The sequence below is a fragment of the Bradyrhizobium huanghuaihaiense genome, from assembly GCF_007830635.1.
Lineage (GTDB): Bacteria > Pseudomonadota > Alphaproteobacteria > Rhizobiales > Xanthobacteraceae > Bradyrhizobium > Bradyrhizobium huanghuaihaiense.
Genome location: NZ_VLLA01000013.1, coordinates 185,765 through 202,303, shown reverse-complemented (window position 1 = coordinate 202,303; position 16,539 = coordinate 185,765). Strand labels below are relative to the sequence as shown.

The 16,539-nt window shown below is 65.5% G+C and carries 12 protein-coding genes; 5 read left to right on the top strand and 7 right to left on the bottom strand.

Features of this window, described 5'->3' with window-relative positions:
• Window positions 1-128: 128 nt before the first annotated feature.
• On the bottom strand, window positions 129-3,017 hold the full coding sequence (locus tag IQ16_RS25300; protein ID WP_018643429.1) for an ATP-binding protein: 2,889 nt from the start codon (window positions 3,015-3,017) through the stop codon (window positions 129-131).
• Window positions 3,018-3,213: 196 nt separating this feature from the next.
• Here IQ16_RS25300 and IQ16_RS25295 point away from each other — a divergent pair, with 196 nt between their 5' ends.
• The 3 genes from IQ16_RS25295 (at window position 3,214) to IQ16_RS25285 (ending at window position 5,334) form a co-directional block, all read left to right on the top strand.
• The gene (locus tag IQ16_RS25295; protein WP_026312058.1) at window positions 3,214-3,633 is read left to right on the top strand and encodes an organic hydroperoxide resistance protein; all 420 of its coding nucleotides are present in this window, start codon (window positions 3,214-3,216) and stop codon (window positions 3,631-3,633) included.
• Window positions 3,634-3,669: 36 nt separating this feature from the next.
• Window positions 3,670-4,698: an alpha/beta fold hydrolase gene (locus IQ16_RS25290; protein WP_018643427.1), complete on the top strand. Its 1,029-nt coding sequence runs from the start codon at window positions 3,670-3,672 to the stop codon at window positions 4,696-4,698.
• 72 nt (window positions 4,699-4,770) lie between these two features.
• On the top strand, window positions 4,771-5,334 hold the full coding sequence (locus tag IQ16_RS25285; RefSeq protein WP_018643426.1) for a cytochrome P460 family protein: 564 nt from the start codon (window positions 4,771-4,773) through the stop codon (window positions 5,332-5,334).
• Between the two features lie 24 nt (window positions 5,335-5,358).
• Here the strand turns inward: IQ16_RS25285 and IQ16_RS25280 are convergent, their stop codons facing one another.
• Window positions 5,359-8,868, bottom strand: a complete 3,510-nt coding sequence (locus IQ16_RS25280; RefSeq protein ID WP_018643425.1) for a PAS domain-containing hybrid sensor histidine kinase/response regulator — start codon at window positions 8,866-8,868, stop codon at window positions 5,359-5,361.
• 320 nt (window positions 8,869-9,188) lie between these two features.
• The gene (gene hemA, locus IQ16_RS25270) at window positions 9,189-10,418 is read right to left on the bottom strand and encodes a 5-aminolevulinate synthase (protein ID WP_018643424.1); all 1,230 of its coding nucleotides are present in this window, start codon (window positions 10,416-10,418) and stop codon (window positions 9,189-9,191) included.
• A 340-nt stretch (window positions 10,419-10,758) separates the two neighbouring features.
• Between hemA and aroQ the strand changes: the two genes are divergently transcribed.
• Complete coding sequence (gene aroQ, locus IQ16_RS25265; RefSeq protein WP_011084019.1) at window positions 10,759-11,190, top strand: type II 3-dehydroquinate dehydratase; 432 nt, start codon at window positions 10,759-10,761, stop codon at window positions 11,188-11,190.
• Between the two features lie 44 nt (window positions 11,191-11,234).
• Here the strand turns inward: aroQ and IQ16_RS25260 are convergent, their stop codons facing one another.
• The 4 genes from IQ16_RS25260 to IQ16_RS25245 all read right to left on the bottom strand — a co-directional run bounded on the left by IQ16_RS25260 (window position 11,235) and on the right by IQ16_RS25245 (window position 16,069).
• Window positions 11,235-12,296: an MBL fold metallo-hydrolase gene (locus IQ16_RS25260; protein WP_018643423.1), complete on the bottom strand. Its 1,062-nt coding sequence runs from the start codon at window positions 12,294-12,296 to the stop codon at window positions 11,235-11,237.
• Window positions 12,297-12,483: 187 nt separating this feature from the next.
• Entirely contained in the window at window positions 12,484-14,637 is a 2,154-nt protein-coding gene (locus IQ16_RS25255) for a methyl-accepting chemotaxis protein (protein ID WP_018643422.1), read from the bottom strand.
• Between the two features lie 162 nt (window positions 14,638-14,799).
• Window positions 14,800-15,525: an outer membrane protein gene (locus IQ16_RS25250; protein WP_026312057.1), complete on the bottom strand. Its 726-nt coding sequence runs from the start codon at window positions 15,523-15,525 to the stop codon at window positions 14,800-14,802.
• A 223-nt stretch (window positions 15,526-15,748) separates the two neighbouring features.
• Window positions 15,749-16,069, bottom strand: a complete 321-nt coding sequence (locus tag IQ16_RS25245; protein ID WP_018643420.1) for a helix-turn-helix domain-containing protein — start codon at window positions 16,067-16,069, stop codon at window positions 15,749-15,751.
• A gap of 181 nt (window positions 16,070-16,250) precedes the next feature.
• On the opposite strand from IQ16_RS25245, the gene IQ16_RS25240 reads away from it, so the two are divergent.
• Window positions 16,251-16,538 carry a hypothetical protein gene (locus IQ16_RS25240; protein WP_026312056.1) on the top strand — a complete coding sequence of 96 codons (288 nt, stop codon included), beginning with the start codon at window positions 16,251-16,253 and terminating at the stop codon, window positions 16,536-16,538.
• Window position 16,539: the final 1 nt, after the last annotated feature.

Here is a 16,539-nt window from a genome sequence, read left to right as displayed (position 1 = left end):
AACAGACCCGTCATCCTGAGGCGCCGGAGCGCAGCGGAGGCCTCGAAGGATGAACGGCCCGGCTGCCATCTTGGCCGTCCATCCTTCGAGGCTCCTCATGGGACGCGTTGCGTCCCATGCCTCGCACCTCAGGATGACGGAGCTTGATGCGGCGCAATTGGTGACAATGTCGGGAGTAGCCCATTGGCGGTCCTGATATCCGCCGCATCGGAACCTTCCGCAAAGCCCTCAAGAGCCGCTTGAAGCAATCGCGTCGCTTCCTCGCGCCGGTCGCGCGCCGCGAGGAATTCGGCGAGATCGATTGCTGCCCGCAGTTCCCAGGCTCTTGCGCTCTTGCGGCGGCTCAAATCCAATGACTGCATGAAGTGGGCTTCTGCTTGCTCAGCCTTAGGCGCCGGGAGCGACAGCAAGACCTTGGCCTTCATCCGCAGCAGCTCGGGCATGTAGAGATGATCGCCGCTTTGCTCGACGAGCCGGATCGCGTCGTCGATCAGCAGCGCGCTTTGCTCGGCCTGACCGAGTGCCAACAAGCCTTGCACCAGCGCGATGTTGAACGTCGTGGTGAGCAGCTCGTAACCGGCATCGTGGAGCTCGCGCAGGCAGGCGTTTATCGTCTCGACGCCGCTGGCGGCGTCGCCGCGCCGGATCGCCAGCTCGCCTTTGACGCCGCGGCCGACCGCGAGATAAGGCCCCATCGAGCGCGCCTCGGCATGCGCGATGAAGCGGTCGATGTTCTCGTCGGCATCGTCGAGCTCTCCGCTCCAGAGATCGATCGAGACCGCCCAGATCAGCGCGATGCAAAGCGTGATCGGATGGTCCATCTGCGCGGCCTCGGTGACCGTCTGCCGCGCCAACATCCGCGCATCCGCGGGCCGGCCCTGCAACCACAGCTCCCGAGCCAGCGAGATGCCGGCGCGGTTGCGGTGATCGAAGCCGTGGACCGTGCTGATCCGCTCCGTGCCCGGCCCCTGCCAGGCAGCCTGCAGCATCTTCAGCGCATCGCGGTGCTCGCCGGCCAGATGCAAGGAGACACCGAGGAGTGAATGGGCGAGGGCGATGGATGCGGCATCGCCCAGCGTCTCGGCGACGGTGAGGCTCTGCCGCGCATAACCAAGCGCGGCGTCGAACTGTCCCATCCGCTCGTGGAAAATGTGCATCCGGCCGAGCAGCTGAAGCTGGTTCGGCGCGTCGCCACGCGCCTGTGCGATCGCAAGGCTTCTGCGCAGCGCGGCCAGCGCCGCCTCGCTGCCGCCGCGCGTGAACATCAAGGTCAGGCCGAGGGCGGCCTGGATGTGCATTTCCTCGGCGCTGCCACGCGAGGTCGGATCGATCGCCAGCAGCGCCCGTTCCGACCAGCGCCGGCATTCGATCAGCAGTGACATCGCGAGGAAGATCGGAGCTGCAGCGGCAGCCAGCGCTATACCGATGTTCGCATCGCCATTCGCGCCAAAACACCAGCTCAGAGCGGCGCGCACATTGTGAAGCGCGGAGAAATGGATGGCCCGTTCGTCGGCGCTCGGCACCGTCGCCCATGTCGTGCCGGCCTGCTCCAGCCAACGCCGGTAGTAGATCGCGTGGCGCGCCGAGAGTGCCGCGTCATCAGGCTCGACCTCGAACAGATAGGCGCGCGTCGTGTCGAGCAGACGGTAACGCATCATGGCGCCGATCGGTCGCGGTGCGACCATCGACTTGGCGACGAGGCTGTCGATGGCATCGAACAGCCGGGCGCGGTCGACATGCGCGTCCGGCACGACCTCGAGCGCGGCGTCGAGGGTGAAATGGCCGGCGAAGACCGCGAGCCTGCGCAGTACGAGGCGCTCGGTGTCGGACAGCAGCCCGTAGCTCCAGTCCAGCGTCGCCTGCAAGGTCTTCTGCCGTGGCGGCGCGGTGCGCTGACCCTGCCAGAGCAGATTGAGGCGCTCGTCGAGGAGCGCCGCCGTCTGCTCCAGGCCGTAGGCCTCGACCCGTCCTGCAGCGAGCTCGATCGCCAGGGCCATGCCGTCGAGCTTGCGGCAGATGCCGGCGACGATCGCGGCATTGCCGTCGTCGAGCGCGATCTGCGCGCCGCCGGCGGTGGCCCGTTCGAGGAAAAGCTGAAGCGCCGGATAGGTCTGCGCGGCCGCCGCAGTCAGTCCGGCACTGTCCGGCGGAACGGCGAGCGGCGCCAATCGATAGACCTGCTCGCCCTCGACACGCAGGGCTTCACGGCTGGTTGCGAGGATATGGACATGCGGCGCGGCGTGGAAGATCTCCGCCGCGAGTGGCGCCGCCGTGGCAATGACGTGCTCGCAATTGTCCAGGATCAGCAGCATCCGTTTGTCGCGCAGATGCGCGAGCAGCGCGGGCAGGGGATCATCCGTCTCGGCCGGCAGGCCCAGCATCAGCAGGATCGACGTGATCACGAGATCGGGATCGCTCAGAGCAGCAAGATCGACGAAGTGTGCGGCGTCGGAGAAATTTTCTAGCAGGTCGTGAGCGATCGCCACGGCAACCGCCGTCTTGCCGACGCCGCCCGGGCCGGCGATCGTGACGAAGCGAGCGGTGATGAGCTTGTCCGAGATGGCGGCGACGGCGTCGTCGCGTCCGACCATGCGTTGCAGCCGGTTCGGCAGCTTCACCGGCGGCAGCTCCATCCGCGGTGCGGGGCGTGGCTTCGCCGCAATCTCCGTTTGCGAGATCGGCGTCTGCGAGATCGGCGCCACGAAGCGATAGCCGCGGCCCGAGAGCGTGGTGATGTAGCGGGCGCCGTCCTTGCCGTCGCCGAGGGCCTTGCGAAGCGCCGCGATGTGAAAGCGTAAGTTCGCCTCCTCGACGGCCATGCCGGGCCAGACCCGCGCCATCAGGTCCCACTTGCTGATGGCCTCGTTCGGCCGCGACATCAGTGCGATCAGCGTATCGAAGCTCTTGGCGCCCATCGGCAGCGCGACGCCGTCGCGCATCACGAGCCTTTCATGTGGCCTCACGGTGAATGGCCCGAACGACAGTGTTGTTGCCGCGGGCGCGGCCGGATCAGTCATCGCGAAATCTTGCTCATTTGGTGAACCGGATAACCAGCGGGCGCCGATCCCGCAAGACCGGCCTTGCATCGGCATAAGACCGCGTTTGCAGGCCTCCTGATCGGGTTCCCTGCCGGCCTCACAACTTCTCACAAGTCCCAACGGGTGTCCTGCCGAGGCGGCTGATAGTCAGTTGCGCGACGGCAAGGAGACTTTCATGACGCAAGCGGCAAAGCTGCTCTACACGGCCAGGACCCGCACCAGCGGCGGGCGGCAGGACGGCATGTCCCGCAGCTCCGATGGCCGCCTGGATGTCAAATTGTCACCGCCGGGCAACGCCGGCATCGGCACCAATCCCGAGCAATTGTTCGCGGCCGGCTGGTCGGCATGCTTCGAAGGCGCGATGGAGATCGCCGCGCGCAAGCGAAAAATCGCGCTTCCGAGAAAAAGCGCGATCGATGCGGAAATCGATCTTCTTCTCGATGAGGGCACTTACGCCCTGCGGGCGCGCCTCAATGTCAGCTTGCCGGGCCTCGATCGCGAGGTTGCGCGCGACATCGTCGATGAGGCGCACGAGACCTGCCCTTACTCCAAGGCCGTCCGCGGCAACATCGACGTCGCGGTCGCACTGATCTGACGCACCATCACCAATCATCAACGAGGTAGCAACATCATGAAGCAGCTCATCGACCAGCACCGCCGCAAGTTTCTTGGCGTCGCCGCGGGAAGCGTCGCCGTCGGTCTCGGCGTTCTCGACCTTGCCCGCGCCGAAACGGAAGCGCCGCGCGTCGCCGCATCGAATGCGTCCTTCGGCCCGATCAAGCAGATCGAGGCCGGTGTCCTCAATGTCGGCTATGCCGAGGCAGGTCCATCGAACGGTCCGGTGGCGATCCTGCTGCACGGCTGGCCCTACGACATCCACGCCTTCGTCGATGTCGCGCCGATCCTGGCGAAGGCCGGCTATCGCGTGATCATCCCGTATTTGCGCGGCTACGGCACGACGCAGTTCCTCTCCAGCGAAACGCCGCGCAATGGCGAGCCGGCCGCGATGGCCGCCGACATCATCGCGCTGATGGACAAGCTCGAGATCAAGAAGGCAGTCGTTGCCGGCTTCGACTGGGGCGCGCGCACCGCCGACATCATCGCCGCACTGTGGCCGGATCGCTGCCGCGCGCTGGTGTCGGTCAGCGGCTATCTGATCTCCAGCCCGGCCGCCGGCGCCGCCCCGCTGCCGCCATCGGCCGAGCTGCAATGGTGGTACCAGTTCTATTTCGCGACCGAGCGCGGCCGCGCCGGCTACGAGAAGTACACGCACGATTTCGCAAAGCTGATCTGGAAGCTGGCCTCGCCGCAATGGAAGTTCGACGACGCCACCTTCAATCGCAGCGCGGCGGCGCTGGACAACAAGGATCATGTCGCGATCACGATCCACAATTACCGCTGGCGGCTTGGGCTTGCCCAGGGCGAGGCGAAGTATGAGGAGCTCGAAAAGAAGCTCGCGGCAGCTCCCGTCATCGCCGTGCCGACGATCACGATGGAAGGCGACGCCAACGGCGCGCCGCATCCTGATCCGAGCGCCTATGCCAAGAAATTCTCCGGCCGGTACGACTTTCGCCTGATCACCGGCGGCATCGGTCACAATCTTCCGCAGGAGGCACCGCAGGCCTTTGCCAAGGCCGTCATCGACGCCGACGGCGCCTGAGGATTTTGTCAGTTTCTCGGTCCAGCGCAGCTGGACCGAGGATGTGTCGCGAGCCCAGCTTGAAGAAACGTCATGACATCTATCGAATCTGAAAAGAAAAAGCGTACCTATGCGACGGCTATCACGCTGGCTGTATTGCTTCTCGTCGTTCTCCTGACCTCTATGCCCTATCTGGTCTCAATCGCTCTTGCCGAAGGACCGGCACGAGGCAACACGGCAGACGCCTCGCCGATCTTCGGCGTCACGATTCCACAGGGCTACAAGCAGTGGGAGCTGATCGCGCCGGCCGAGGAGGCGGCGCCGCTCGACGAGCTTCGCGCCGTTGTCGGCAACCAGACGGCCATCGACGCCTATCAGGCCGGAAAGCTGCCGTTCCCGGACGGCACGATTCTGGTCAAGCGCGCCTGGAAGCGGAAACAGTCACCGGAATTCGCATCCGCGACGATTCCCGGCGCCGCGACCACGGTCCAGGTGATGGTCAAGGATTCCAAGAAATACGCCTCGACCGGCGGCTGGGGTTTTGGCCGCTTCATCGACGGCAAGCCGGTCGACGAAGCCCAGCACCGCACCTGCTTCGCCTGTCACGAAGCCCGCGCCAAGAGCCGCGACTACGTCTTCACGCGGCTCGCGCCGTGAGACGTGAAGGCGCGCAGCACTGTCTTACTCCGCCGCCACCATCTGCTGCGTGCGCCACTGGCCGAGCAGGGCGCGGAGCGAGGCCGGCTTCACCGGCTTGTTGAGCACCGCGATCTTTTCCTCGCGCGCGGCCTGTTGCACGGCGGGGCTGCGGTCGGCGGTGATCAGGATCGCTGGAATAGTGTCGCCGAAGCGGCGGCGGATGTCGCGGATCGCGGCGATGCCGTTGCCGCGGTCGAGGTGATAGTCGACGAGCAGGCCGGTGACGCGCTTGCCGGCAGCCTCGATCGCGGCGATCGCGGCTTCGGGATCGGCGACCGCGATCACCTCGGCGTCCCAGGCCTTCAGCAGCGTGCGCATGCCGTCGAGGATCGCGGCATCGTTCTCGATGCAGACGATCAGCGCGCCTGCGATCGGCGTGCGGGCCAGCGGCGTGGCGCTGGTGACGGCGGCGGTGAGGGTGATCGCCTTCGCGGTCGGCACCGTCACCGAGAAGACCGAGCCGCCGCCGACATTGGAGTCGATGGCGATGCTGTGGTTGAGCACGCGCGCCAGCCGTTCGACGATCGACAGCCCGAGGCCGAGGCCACGCGCGATTCGAGCGCCTTGCTCCAGGCGGTGGAATTCCTTGAAGATCTCGCCGCGCTTGACCGGCGGGATGCCGACGCCGGTGTCGTAGACGCAGATCTTGAGCGAGGCGCCCTGGCGGCGGCAGCCGACCAGCACGCGGCCGCGCGGGGTGTATTTGATCGCGTTGGAAATCAGGTTCTGGAGCAGGCGCCGCAGCAACAGCCGATCCGACTGCACCGGCAGCGAGCAGGGCACGAAGGCGAGGTCGAGGCCCTTGGCGCGCGCGATCGGCGCGAACTCGATCTCCAGCGAGCGCATCAGGTCGGCCATCTTGAAGCTCGAGATCGAGGTCGCCATCGCGCCGGCATCCAGCCGGGAGATGTCGAGCAGCGCGCCGAGGATCTCCTCGATGGCCTGGAGCGACTCGTCGATGTTCTCGACCAGCCGCGTCTCCTCGCCATTGTGCTGGCGCTCGACCAGGCTGGTGACATAGAGCCGGGCCGCGTTCAGCGGCTGCAGAATGTCGTGGCTCGCGGCGGCGAGGAAGCGCGTCTTGGAGATGCTGGCATCTTCCGCCGTGCTCTTGGCCAGCGCGAGTTCCGAGTTCAGCCGGGTCAGCTCCTCGGTGCGATCGCGTACGCGCTTTTCCAGCGTCGCATTGGCGCGCTCCAGCGCTTCCGCCGCCTCGAAGGTCGGCGTGACGTCCGTGAAGGTGATGACGAAGCCGCCGCCGGGCATGCGGTTGGTGAGCACCTCGATCACCATGTGGCGTTCCGGCAGGCGCTCGAGATAGGGCTCGCTGTCGGTGGTGTAGGCCACGAGCCGCTGCTCGATCATCGCCTCCCGGTCGGCCTCATTGTCCGGATCGCTCACGCCCATGAATTCCAGGATTTCCCGCAAGGGCGTGCCGAACTGGATGAAATGCGGAGGAACATTGAGGAGATCGCCGAACTGCCGGTTGGAGCAGATCAGCTGCAGGTCGGCGTCGAACACCGCGATGCCTTGCCGGACATGATTGAGTGCGGTCTGAAGGATCTCGCGGTTGAAATGCAGCGCCGCGTGGGAATCGTCGAGCAGTTTTAGCGCGGCTTTAGCGGAGACGGTGCGCTTGCGCAGCAGCAGCGACATCACGAGGCGCGAGGAGGCCGCGCCGATCGACGAGGCAATGAGGTGCTCGGCGTGCTGCAACAGCTCGAAATCGGCGGGTGCCCCGGGCTCGAGTCGCACATTGCGCCGCGCAGAGAAGGCTTCGAAGGAATGCCGGGCGCGGTCGGGCCCGAGATACTGCGCCACCGTGGTCTGGATGTCCTGCACCGTGACGGTGGTTCGCCAGCGGCGGAAATTCGGAGCGATCGGGGCGAGCGTGTTGGGCACGAACAGATCGGCCTGCACCAGCTCGATGGAGGACGGCCGCCGCGCCAGCGAGAGCAGCACATAGGTGAGGATGTTGAGCGACAGCGACCAGATCACGCCGTGCATCAGCGGCGGCAGGTCGGCGCCGAACAGCGCCTGCGGCCGCAGCGCCTCGATTCCTAACGGACCATGCTGGAGCAGCAGGATGCCCGTCGTCGAGGAATCCATGAAGCTCGGTATGAACAGCGTGTAGAGCCACACCGCAAAGCCCACCAGCATGCCGCCGATCGCGCCACGTGCGGTCGCGCGCCGCCACAACAGCCCGCCGAAGAAGCTCGGCGCGAGCTGGGCGATGGCGGCAAAGGAGAGCAGGCCGATCGCGACGAGCTGGGTGTTGCCGAGCGCGCGATAGTAGAAATAGGCCATCACCATGATGGCGAAGATCGCGAGCCGGCGCGAGCGCAGCAGGAAGTCGCTGAAATCGGCGCCGCCGGTGCGTCCCTCCGGCCGCCGCTGCAGCACGAGGGGCACCACGAGGTCGTTCGAGACCATGATCGAGAGCGCGACGCATTCGACGATCACCATCGCGGTCGCCGCCGACAGGCCGCCCACGAAGATCGCGACGCTGAGCAGATCTGCCCCGCCTTCCATCGGCAGCGCCAGCACGTACATGTCAGGGTCGGCCGCGCCGAACGGGAAGGTGACGAGGCCGGCGAGCGCGATCGGGATCACGAACAGATTGATGGCGACGAGGTAGAGCGGGAACAGCCAGCGCGCCCGGCCGACCTCGGCATCGCTGGAATTCTCCACCACGCTGACGTGGAACTGGCGCGGCAGCAGCATGACCGCGCACAGCGACAGCAGCGTCATGGTCAGGAAGTTGCCGATCGACGGCGAATAGTTGATCGCGCGCACCGCCTCCGGCGTCCTCATCGCGCGCTCGATGAGTTCGTGCGGCGAGAACATCCAGAAGGTGACGAAGATGCCGGCGGCGAGGAAGGCGACCAGCTTGACGATGGATTCGGTCGCCACCGCCAGCATCAATCCGTGCTGGTGCTCGGTCGCATCGGTCTGCCGGGTGCCGAACAGCACGGCGAAAGCCGCCATCGCCAGCGTCACCATCAGCGCCATGTCGCCGAGGATCGGGATATGGGAGAAGGCCTGGTCCTCGCTCAGGATCGTCTCCAGCGAGGAGGCGACGGCCTTGAGCTGGAGCGCGATGTAGGGCACCGAGCCGATGATCGCGATCAGCGCCACGGTCGCCGCCACCGCCTGGCTCTTGCCGTAGCGCGCGCCGATGAAGTCGGCGATCGAGGTGATGTTGTGGGCTTTCGCAAGCTGGATCACGCGGCGCAGCACGCCCGTGCCGATGCCGATCATCAGGATCGGGCCGACATAGATCGCGAGAAAGTCGGTCGAGGTGCGGGTGGCGAAGCCGACCGAGCCGAAGAAGGTCCAGGAGGTGCAGTAGATCGCCAGCGACAGCGGATAGATCAGCCCGGACGCGCGGCCGGCCTTGGCCTGCGAGCGGCGGTCGCCATGGCTCGCCACCAGGAACAGGAAGCCGATATAGCCGAAGGCGGCGGCGATCACGCCCCAGTCGTGCAGCATGGCGAGCGCGCTTCTCCCTGGGCGCCAACGCGCCCGGTTCTCATTTTCCCTGTAAATCTAGCGCGTTGCAGGGGCGCAAGCGACAGCGAAATGCCGTGCGGGGCGAGGAACTGGGGTTGTCGTTAAGGTGCCAGCGTTCTGCGCGGGCACTTACCCTCCCCTGGAGGGGGAGGGTCGATCGCGCGCAGCGCGAGCGGGGTGGGGTGATCTTTCAACACGGGCAGCGTTCGAGGTGGAGGGACTGTCACCCCACCCCGTCTCACATTTCGCTGCGCTCAATGTGAGCCGACCCTCCCCCTCCAGGGGAGGGTAAGAAGAGGCTACTCCGCCGCCAGCGACTTCTGCCGCAGCGGCAGCCCTAGGCGATCCCACACCTGCAACAGCGCCTCGGCGAGCTGATCGATCAGGCCGTCGTCGTGATAGGGCGAGGGCGTGATGCGCAGGCGTTCGGTGCCCTTGGGCACGGTCGGGTAGTTGATCGGCTGGATGTAGATGCCGTGCTCTTCGAGCAGGAGGTCGGAGGCCTGCTTGCACTTCTCGGGATCGCCGACGAACAGCGGCACGATGTGGGTGTCGGTCGACATCACCGGCAGGCCGGCGGCGCTGAGGATCGCCTTGACGCGGGCAGCGCGGTCCTGGTGGCGCTCGCGTTCCCAGTTCGAGGTCTTCAGATGCTTGATCGCGGCGGTCGCGGCCGAGCAGATCGCCGGCGGCAGCGCGGTGGTGAAGATGAAGCCCGGCGCATAGGAGCGCACGGCGTCGATGATCTGGCCGTTGGCGGCGATGTAGCCGCCGAGGCAGCCGAAGGCCTTGGCCAGCGTGCCTTCGAGGATGTCGATGCGATGCATGACGCCGTCACGCTCGGCGATGCCGCCGCCGCGCGGGCCGTACATGCCGACCGCGTGAACCTCGTCGACATAGGTCATCGCGCCGTATTTCTCGGCGAGATCGCAGATCTTGGCGAGCGGCGCGACGTCGCCGTCCATGGAATAGAGGCTCTCGCAGGCGATCAGCTTCGGCCGGTTCGGGCCCGCAGCCTTCAACTGCGCTTCGAGATCGGCGAGGTCGTTGTGGCGGAATACGACCCGCTCGCAGCCGGACTGGCGGATGCCCTCGATCATCGAATTGTGGTTGAGCTCGTCCGACAGGATCAGGCAGTTCGGAATGAGCTTTGCGATGGTCGCGATGCCGGTCTGGTTCGAGACATAGCCCGAGGTGAACAGCAGCGCGGCTTCCTTGCCGTGGAGATCGGCGAGCTCGGCCTCGAGCTGCACCAGGGGATGATGCGTGCCGGCGATGTTGCGGGTGCCGCCGGCGCCGGTGCCGACCCGGGTTGCGGTCTCGACCATGGCGCCGACCACTTTCGGATGCTGGCCCATGCCGAGGTAATCGTTGGAGCACCAGATCACGACGTCGCGCTTGCCCTTCGGAGAATGCCAGACCGCGTGCGGGAACCGGCCGGCCGTGCGCTCGAGATCGGCGAACACGCGGTAGCGCCGCTCGGAATGGAGGCGATCGAGGGCGGAATTGAAGAACTGGCTGTAATCCATCGGCAAAACCTAAGACGGAACTGACCAAAAGGGCCGCATCTTCTTAGAGCTTTTCCAGCTCCAATGTCTATGCGCTATCCCACATCTGGCCCTGGAGGGCATTTGGGCAAAATGCCCTATCGTGCGATTTGAAACTTGATCCCGATCAAGTTCGCGCGAGAGGTAATGTTGCTTTGCAGCATCAGCCAGGATGCGGGTCTGGCCAGCCCTGGTCTTTCTTCGCGGCCCGGCACACGCTTTCCTTGACCGCGGCCGCCGGCTCTACCCAATCCGATTCCCGCAGCGCATGCGCCATTGGCCCGGAGGGCATGCTCAAACCAGGCCTTCGAAAGGACCTTCCATGAAGCGCGTGATGATCCTCAACGGTCCCAACCTCAACATGCTCGGCATCCGCGAGCCGCACATCTACGGCACGACGACGCTCGCGGAGGTCAATGCGAGCTGCGAAGAGGCTGCCGCCAAGCTCGGGCTCAAGCTCGCCTTCCATCAGTCCAACCATGAAGGCGTGCTGGTCGATCTGATCCAGTCGGCGCGGCAGGATGCCGATGCCATCGTCATCAATCCGGCCGGCCTGTCCTTCACCTCGGTCTCGATCATGGACGCGATCAAGACGTTCGAGGGCCCGGTGCTGGAGGTGCATATCTCCAACATCCACGCCCGCGACGAATATCATCGCCACTCGAAGATCTCGTTCGTGGCAACGGGCGTGATCTGCGGGCTCGGGCCGTTCGGCTACATCGCGGCGCTGCACGCGATCGCGAATATGAAGTGAGATCTACTCCCTCTCCCCGCAAGCGGGGCGAGGTGAGGCACCGCTCACGTCGTCCGGAACTGCAGCACGCCGTCCTTCGTCTCACCCGTCAGCCGGCCCTCGACGATCATGTAGTTGACGTGGGCAACCAGCTCGCCGGCGGCAAAGCCCATCTGGTGTTCGTCCAGCACGTGCTTGTTGAACACCACGGGCACCAGCTCTCGCGAGGTCTTCGGCTGCTCACGGCAGGCGTCCGCGATCAGGCGGCAGCGCTCCTCGTGGTGGTCGGCGAGCTGCTTGATGCGGGTCTTGAGGCCGTAGAACGGCACGCCATGGCCGGGCAGCACCAGCAAGTCATAAGGCAGGGTGGTGGTGAGGCTTGCGAGCGATGCGAGGTATTCGCCGAGCGAGTTCTGGTCGGGCTCGACCGCCCACACGCTGACATTCGGCGAGATCTTGCTCAGCACCTGGTCGGCGGAGAGGAACAGCTTGTCGTCGGCGCAATAGAGCATCACCTGGTCGAGCGCGTGCCCACCGCCGGTGATCACCTTGAAGCGGCGCGCGCCGATCACGACCTCGTCGCCATGCGAGATGCGGCGGTAGGATGGCGGCAGCACCGAGACGCGCTTGAGATAGTCCTGGCCGCGGCCGAGCAGCTTTTCGGTGAGCGACTCGTCCATGCCGTGGCGGCGGAAGAACAGCCGCTGTGCCTCCTTCCGCTCCTCGGTGCCGCGGTTCTGGTGATAGACTGATTGCAGATATTCGACCTGCGACATCACCAGCGGGCAGTTGAAGCGCTCCACGATCCAGCCGGCGAGCCCGACATGATCGGGATGCGAATGGGTGACGATCAGGCGCGTGATGTTGACGCCCTTCAGCGGGCCGTCGAACAGTTTCGTCCAGGCCTCGATCGTCTCCTCGTTGCCGAAGCCGGCATCGACCATCGCATAGCCGTCGCCGTCGGCGAGCAGATAGATGTTCACGTGATTGAGGCGGAACGGCAGTTTCAGCCGCGCCCACAACACGCCGGGCCTGATCTCCACGACCTCTTCGGGGCCGGGATGCTGGTCCCAGGGATAGCGCAGGGCCTCGGCCGAGGACTGCACGGTGTCAGGTTTTGCGTTCATGCTACCGGCTTAAACCCACCGCGGGCGGGGCGCCAGCCGAAAAAGGACGGGCCGTGGTCTCCGCATGGCGGTCATACCGGCAGTTTTTCCGTAGCCCGGATGGAGCGCAGCGTAATCCGGGATTTTCTCTCGTGAGGGACTATCCCCGGATTACGCTGCGCTCCATCCGGGCTACGGGCCGGCGTCCTTACGCCGCCCGCATGTTGTTGAGGAACGCGTCGATCTCTCCGCGCAGCATGTCGGCCTCGCGGCGGAGCGCGTCGGAGGCGCCCAGCACGTCGTTTGCCGCCGCGCCGGCTTCGGCGGAGGCGGTGGAGACGCCGACGATGTTGCTGGAGACCTCGCTGGTGCCGCCCGCCGCGTGCTGGATGTTGCGGGCGATCTCGCGGGTCGCCGCGCCCTGTTCCTCCACCGCGGCTGCGATCGTGGTGGTGACATCATTGATCTCGCCGATGATCCGGCCGATGCCCTGGATCGCGCCGACCGCAGAGGTCGTCACCTGCTGCATGCTGGCGATCTGGGTGCGGATCTCTTCGGTCGCCTTGGCGGTCTGACTCGCAAGGCTCTTCACCTCGGAGGCGACGACCGCGAAGCCGCGGCCGGCCTCGCCGGCACGGGCCGCCTCGATGGTGGCGTTCAGCGCGAGCAGGTTGGTCTGCGAAGCGATGGTCTGGATCAGGTCGACGACGACGCTGATGCGACTCGCGCTGTCGGCGAGGCTCTGCACCGTGGTGTCGGTGGCGCCGGCCTCGTCGACCGCCTTCTTGGCGATCGCGGCCGAGGTGACGACCTGCTTGCTGATCTCCTCGATCGAGGACGAGAGCTGCTCGGTGCCCGACGATACCGTCTGCACGTTGACCGAGGTCTCCTCCGCGGCGGAAGCGACCGCGTTCACCAGCGCGTTGGATTGGTCGGCGGTGGTCGACATGCTCTGCGCGGTCGACTGCATCGAATTGGCCGATTGCGCCAGATTGTCGAGCGCGGTGCGCACCGTGCCCTCGAACTCGGCGATCCTGGCTTCCATGCGCGCGGCACGCTCGGCCTTGGCGGCGCGGTCCTTGTCCTGCTCGCTGGTGAGCGCGCGGGCCTCGACCATGCTGTCGCGGAACACGGTCAGCGTGTCGGTCATCGCGCCGATCTCGTCATTGTGCTTCGAGCGCGCGATCTCGGTGTCGAGGTCGCCGGCCGAGAGCTGCTGCATGGCGCGCTGGAGACCGGTGATCCGGCGCAGGATGTTGCGGCCGACATAGAGCCAGACGAACAGGGCCGAGCCGACCAGCATCAGCGCGCCCAGCGCCAGCATGACCGAGGTCGCGAGCGAAATCTCCTGCCGCGCCTGGAAGGTCGAGGCGTTGGTCTCCTTCTGCACGCCGTCGACGAGCTGCTGCACGCTGATGCCGAGGCCGACATTGAGCTTGCGCGTCTCGTCCAGGATGGTCTGGCCGTAGTCGATGGAGTCGAGCTCCTTCTCACGCAGATTGAACACGCCGGTCTTGCCGGTGCCGAGCGCGAGCAGCTTTTCCGCCGTCGCGCGCAGCATCTTGTTGCCCTCATTGTCCGGCAACAGATCGAGGTTCGACCGCAGGCGTCCTTGTGCGGTCTTGAACTCCTTCTGGATGTCGTCGAGCTTGTCGCTCGTGTTGGCGGACAGCGCCGCGCTCATGTCGGCGGCTGCAAGATTGCCGCTGGCAACGACGTTGCCGAGCTGGCCGACGGTCTGTGCGGCTTCGGTGGCGTCTTCGGCCGACAGGTTTGCCGAGCCGAGAATGGCGTTGACCCGGGTCTGCGCATCGAGCATCGCCGGGCTGGCCGCGCCGACGAATGCGCCCTGCGCATTGCGCAGCGCGTCATATTGCTTGTCATGGAGGGCCGCGACGTCCAGCCGTTCGCGGGCGGCCTTGGCCAGGCTCTGCGCCGCCTCGTTGATGCTCTTCATGGTCTCGCTGAGTCCGGAGACGACGGACTTGTCGCCGCCGAGCTCGATGATCTCGTTGAGTTTCTGCTGCGTCTGCTCCTGCAACTCCTTGAGCTTCTTGGTGCGCTCGTTCAGGGCTTCCTCGCTCTGAGCCGCAAGCAGGGCCGGTCCCTGTGCCGCAAGGCTCGCGCTCAGGGCCGACAATTGCAGGCTGGCGGCAAGGCGCGGAATGTCCCGCCCGCTGAGTTCTGTCATGCGTCCGCCGAGATTCTGCAGCGCGAGGCCAGCGCCGGCTGCGATCACGAGGCCCATGCCCGCGATCACCGCGAAGGCCGTGAACAGGCTCCCGCGCACGCCCCATTGCGGCTTCTTGAAACGAGGCTTGAATCGACCAAGCAAACGGCCAGCGCCCAGACGGATCGCCATCGAAATTCCCCCACGCTCTTGCTTCTGTTTTGTGGCGGGCAGTATCGGCAGGGCCGGTTAAAAAATCGCAATCGGTGCAATTGCTTGCTTGGTTCCGCACAGCGAAAAATGAAGGGCCGGCGAGATCGCCGGCCCTTCGTCGAGATAGGTCTTGCTAACCGATCAGTAACGCGCGACGGCCGGGCTCGCCCAGTTGAAGCGGTAGTTGAGGCCGGCCTTGACCGTGTGGTCGTCGGTGGTGAAGCTGCCGGTACCCGCCAGCGGACCGCCGGTGAAGCTCGCGTCGCCGAAATTGTAGTACTGGTACTCGGCCTTGGCCGACCAGTTCGGGGCGAACATATATTCGAGACCGGCGCCGACGGTGTAGCCGTTGCGGTGATCGCCGGTGATGACGAAAGCGGTCGGCACGCCGCCGACGGTCACCTTCTCGTTGTTGTCGGAATAGGCGTAGCCGCCCTTCACGTAGACGAGGCCCGGGCCCCAGGTATAGCCGACGCGGCCGGTGATCGAGCCGAGGCCGCGCTGGTCGTTGGTGTAGGCGATGCCGCCCGGAAACACCGCACCGACGCTGCCGGACAGCCAGGAATACTGGCCTTCGACGCCGACCACGAAGTTCGGGTTGAACTGCCAGTCCGCACCGACCTGCACGCCGCCGAGGAAACGGCCGTTGCCGTTGTTGCCGGTGGAGAGGCCGTTGAAATTGTTGTCGCTCGAGAAGGCGCCGCCGAGATGGCCACCGATGTAGAAACCGGTCCAGTTGTAGATCGGTGCGACGTAGGCCGGCGCCGGCGTCTTGTAGTAGTTTCGGTTACCGAGATCGGCGCCGATCGCCGGCGCGGCAGCGCCCACCACCAGCAGCGCCACGGTCGCAAACAGAATCTTCTTCATAGTCTTGAACTCCAACACTCATATCCCCGGCTGGCGCGCTTTCCGCGCCGTCGTTGGTTTTGCAGATAGCTCGCTTTTGATGAAAATGCTGTCACAACCGTGGCACAGCGGCAGCCAACCTAACTTGTTGGGCTGCAATTGATTTTCGTGCTTAATGCCGGCTTAAGAAATGCTGAAGGAAGGCTTAATTTTGCGCTGCCGGCAAGCTTGCGCGCGCCTTTCGTTAGCCAAGACGCCGCAGCACCTCGTCGCGCATTTGCGCGCGGAACGCTGCGCGCCTGGCCGGCCGATCCTCCTCGCGCACGTCGTGGCGGTCGAAGATGTCGAACTTCTCCAGGATCGGATAGCGCTCGCTCGCCATCGCGAGCACGCGCAGCACCTTGGTCGCCGACGGCGACGGGCCGCTCACCTCCCAGCGCCGGATGGTGTCGGCCCCGCCCTTCTCCGGCAATCCGCAGAGTCTCGCCATATCGGCTGCCGTCAGCTTGCGCTCGATCACGTCGGACAGGTCGCTGCGAAGCTGCTTCAGTTCAGGGCCGGTCATGTCACTCGCGTCCAGGAAGTCGTTCAGGCAATGCAGTAGCGCTGATTCGGGTCCATCCGAAGGCGGCGCGCTCGACTGCGGCACCTTCGCTTGCGCACGGAGTTATGAACGAGAGGCCTATGGAAATTGTCCGATGCATGATCAGATGATCGAAGGGGCGCCCCAACGAGGAGGATCAGCCATGACAAGCATGAAGCTGGCCGTTGCCGCACTCATTACCGCCGGACTGCTGGCTGCGCCCTTCGCAGCCGAAGCCAAGAAGGCCCGCTCGAGCAGGCATTATTACAACACAACCGTGGTGGGCCCGACCTATGGCGGTGCCGGCGCGCCAATTGCGCAGCCCAGGGCAGCTTACGGCTCGTCCGGCCAGACGGTCGGCACCGTTACCGCGCCGTCGATCGGAACGTATAGCTGGCCCTCGGTCGGCGTGACCAACTCGGTTCCGACCTGGAGCAATACCACGAGATAAG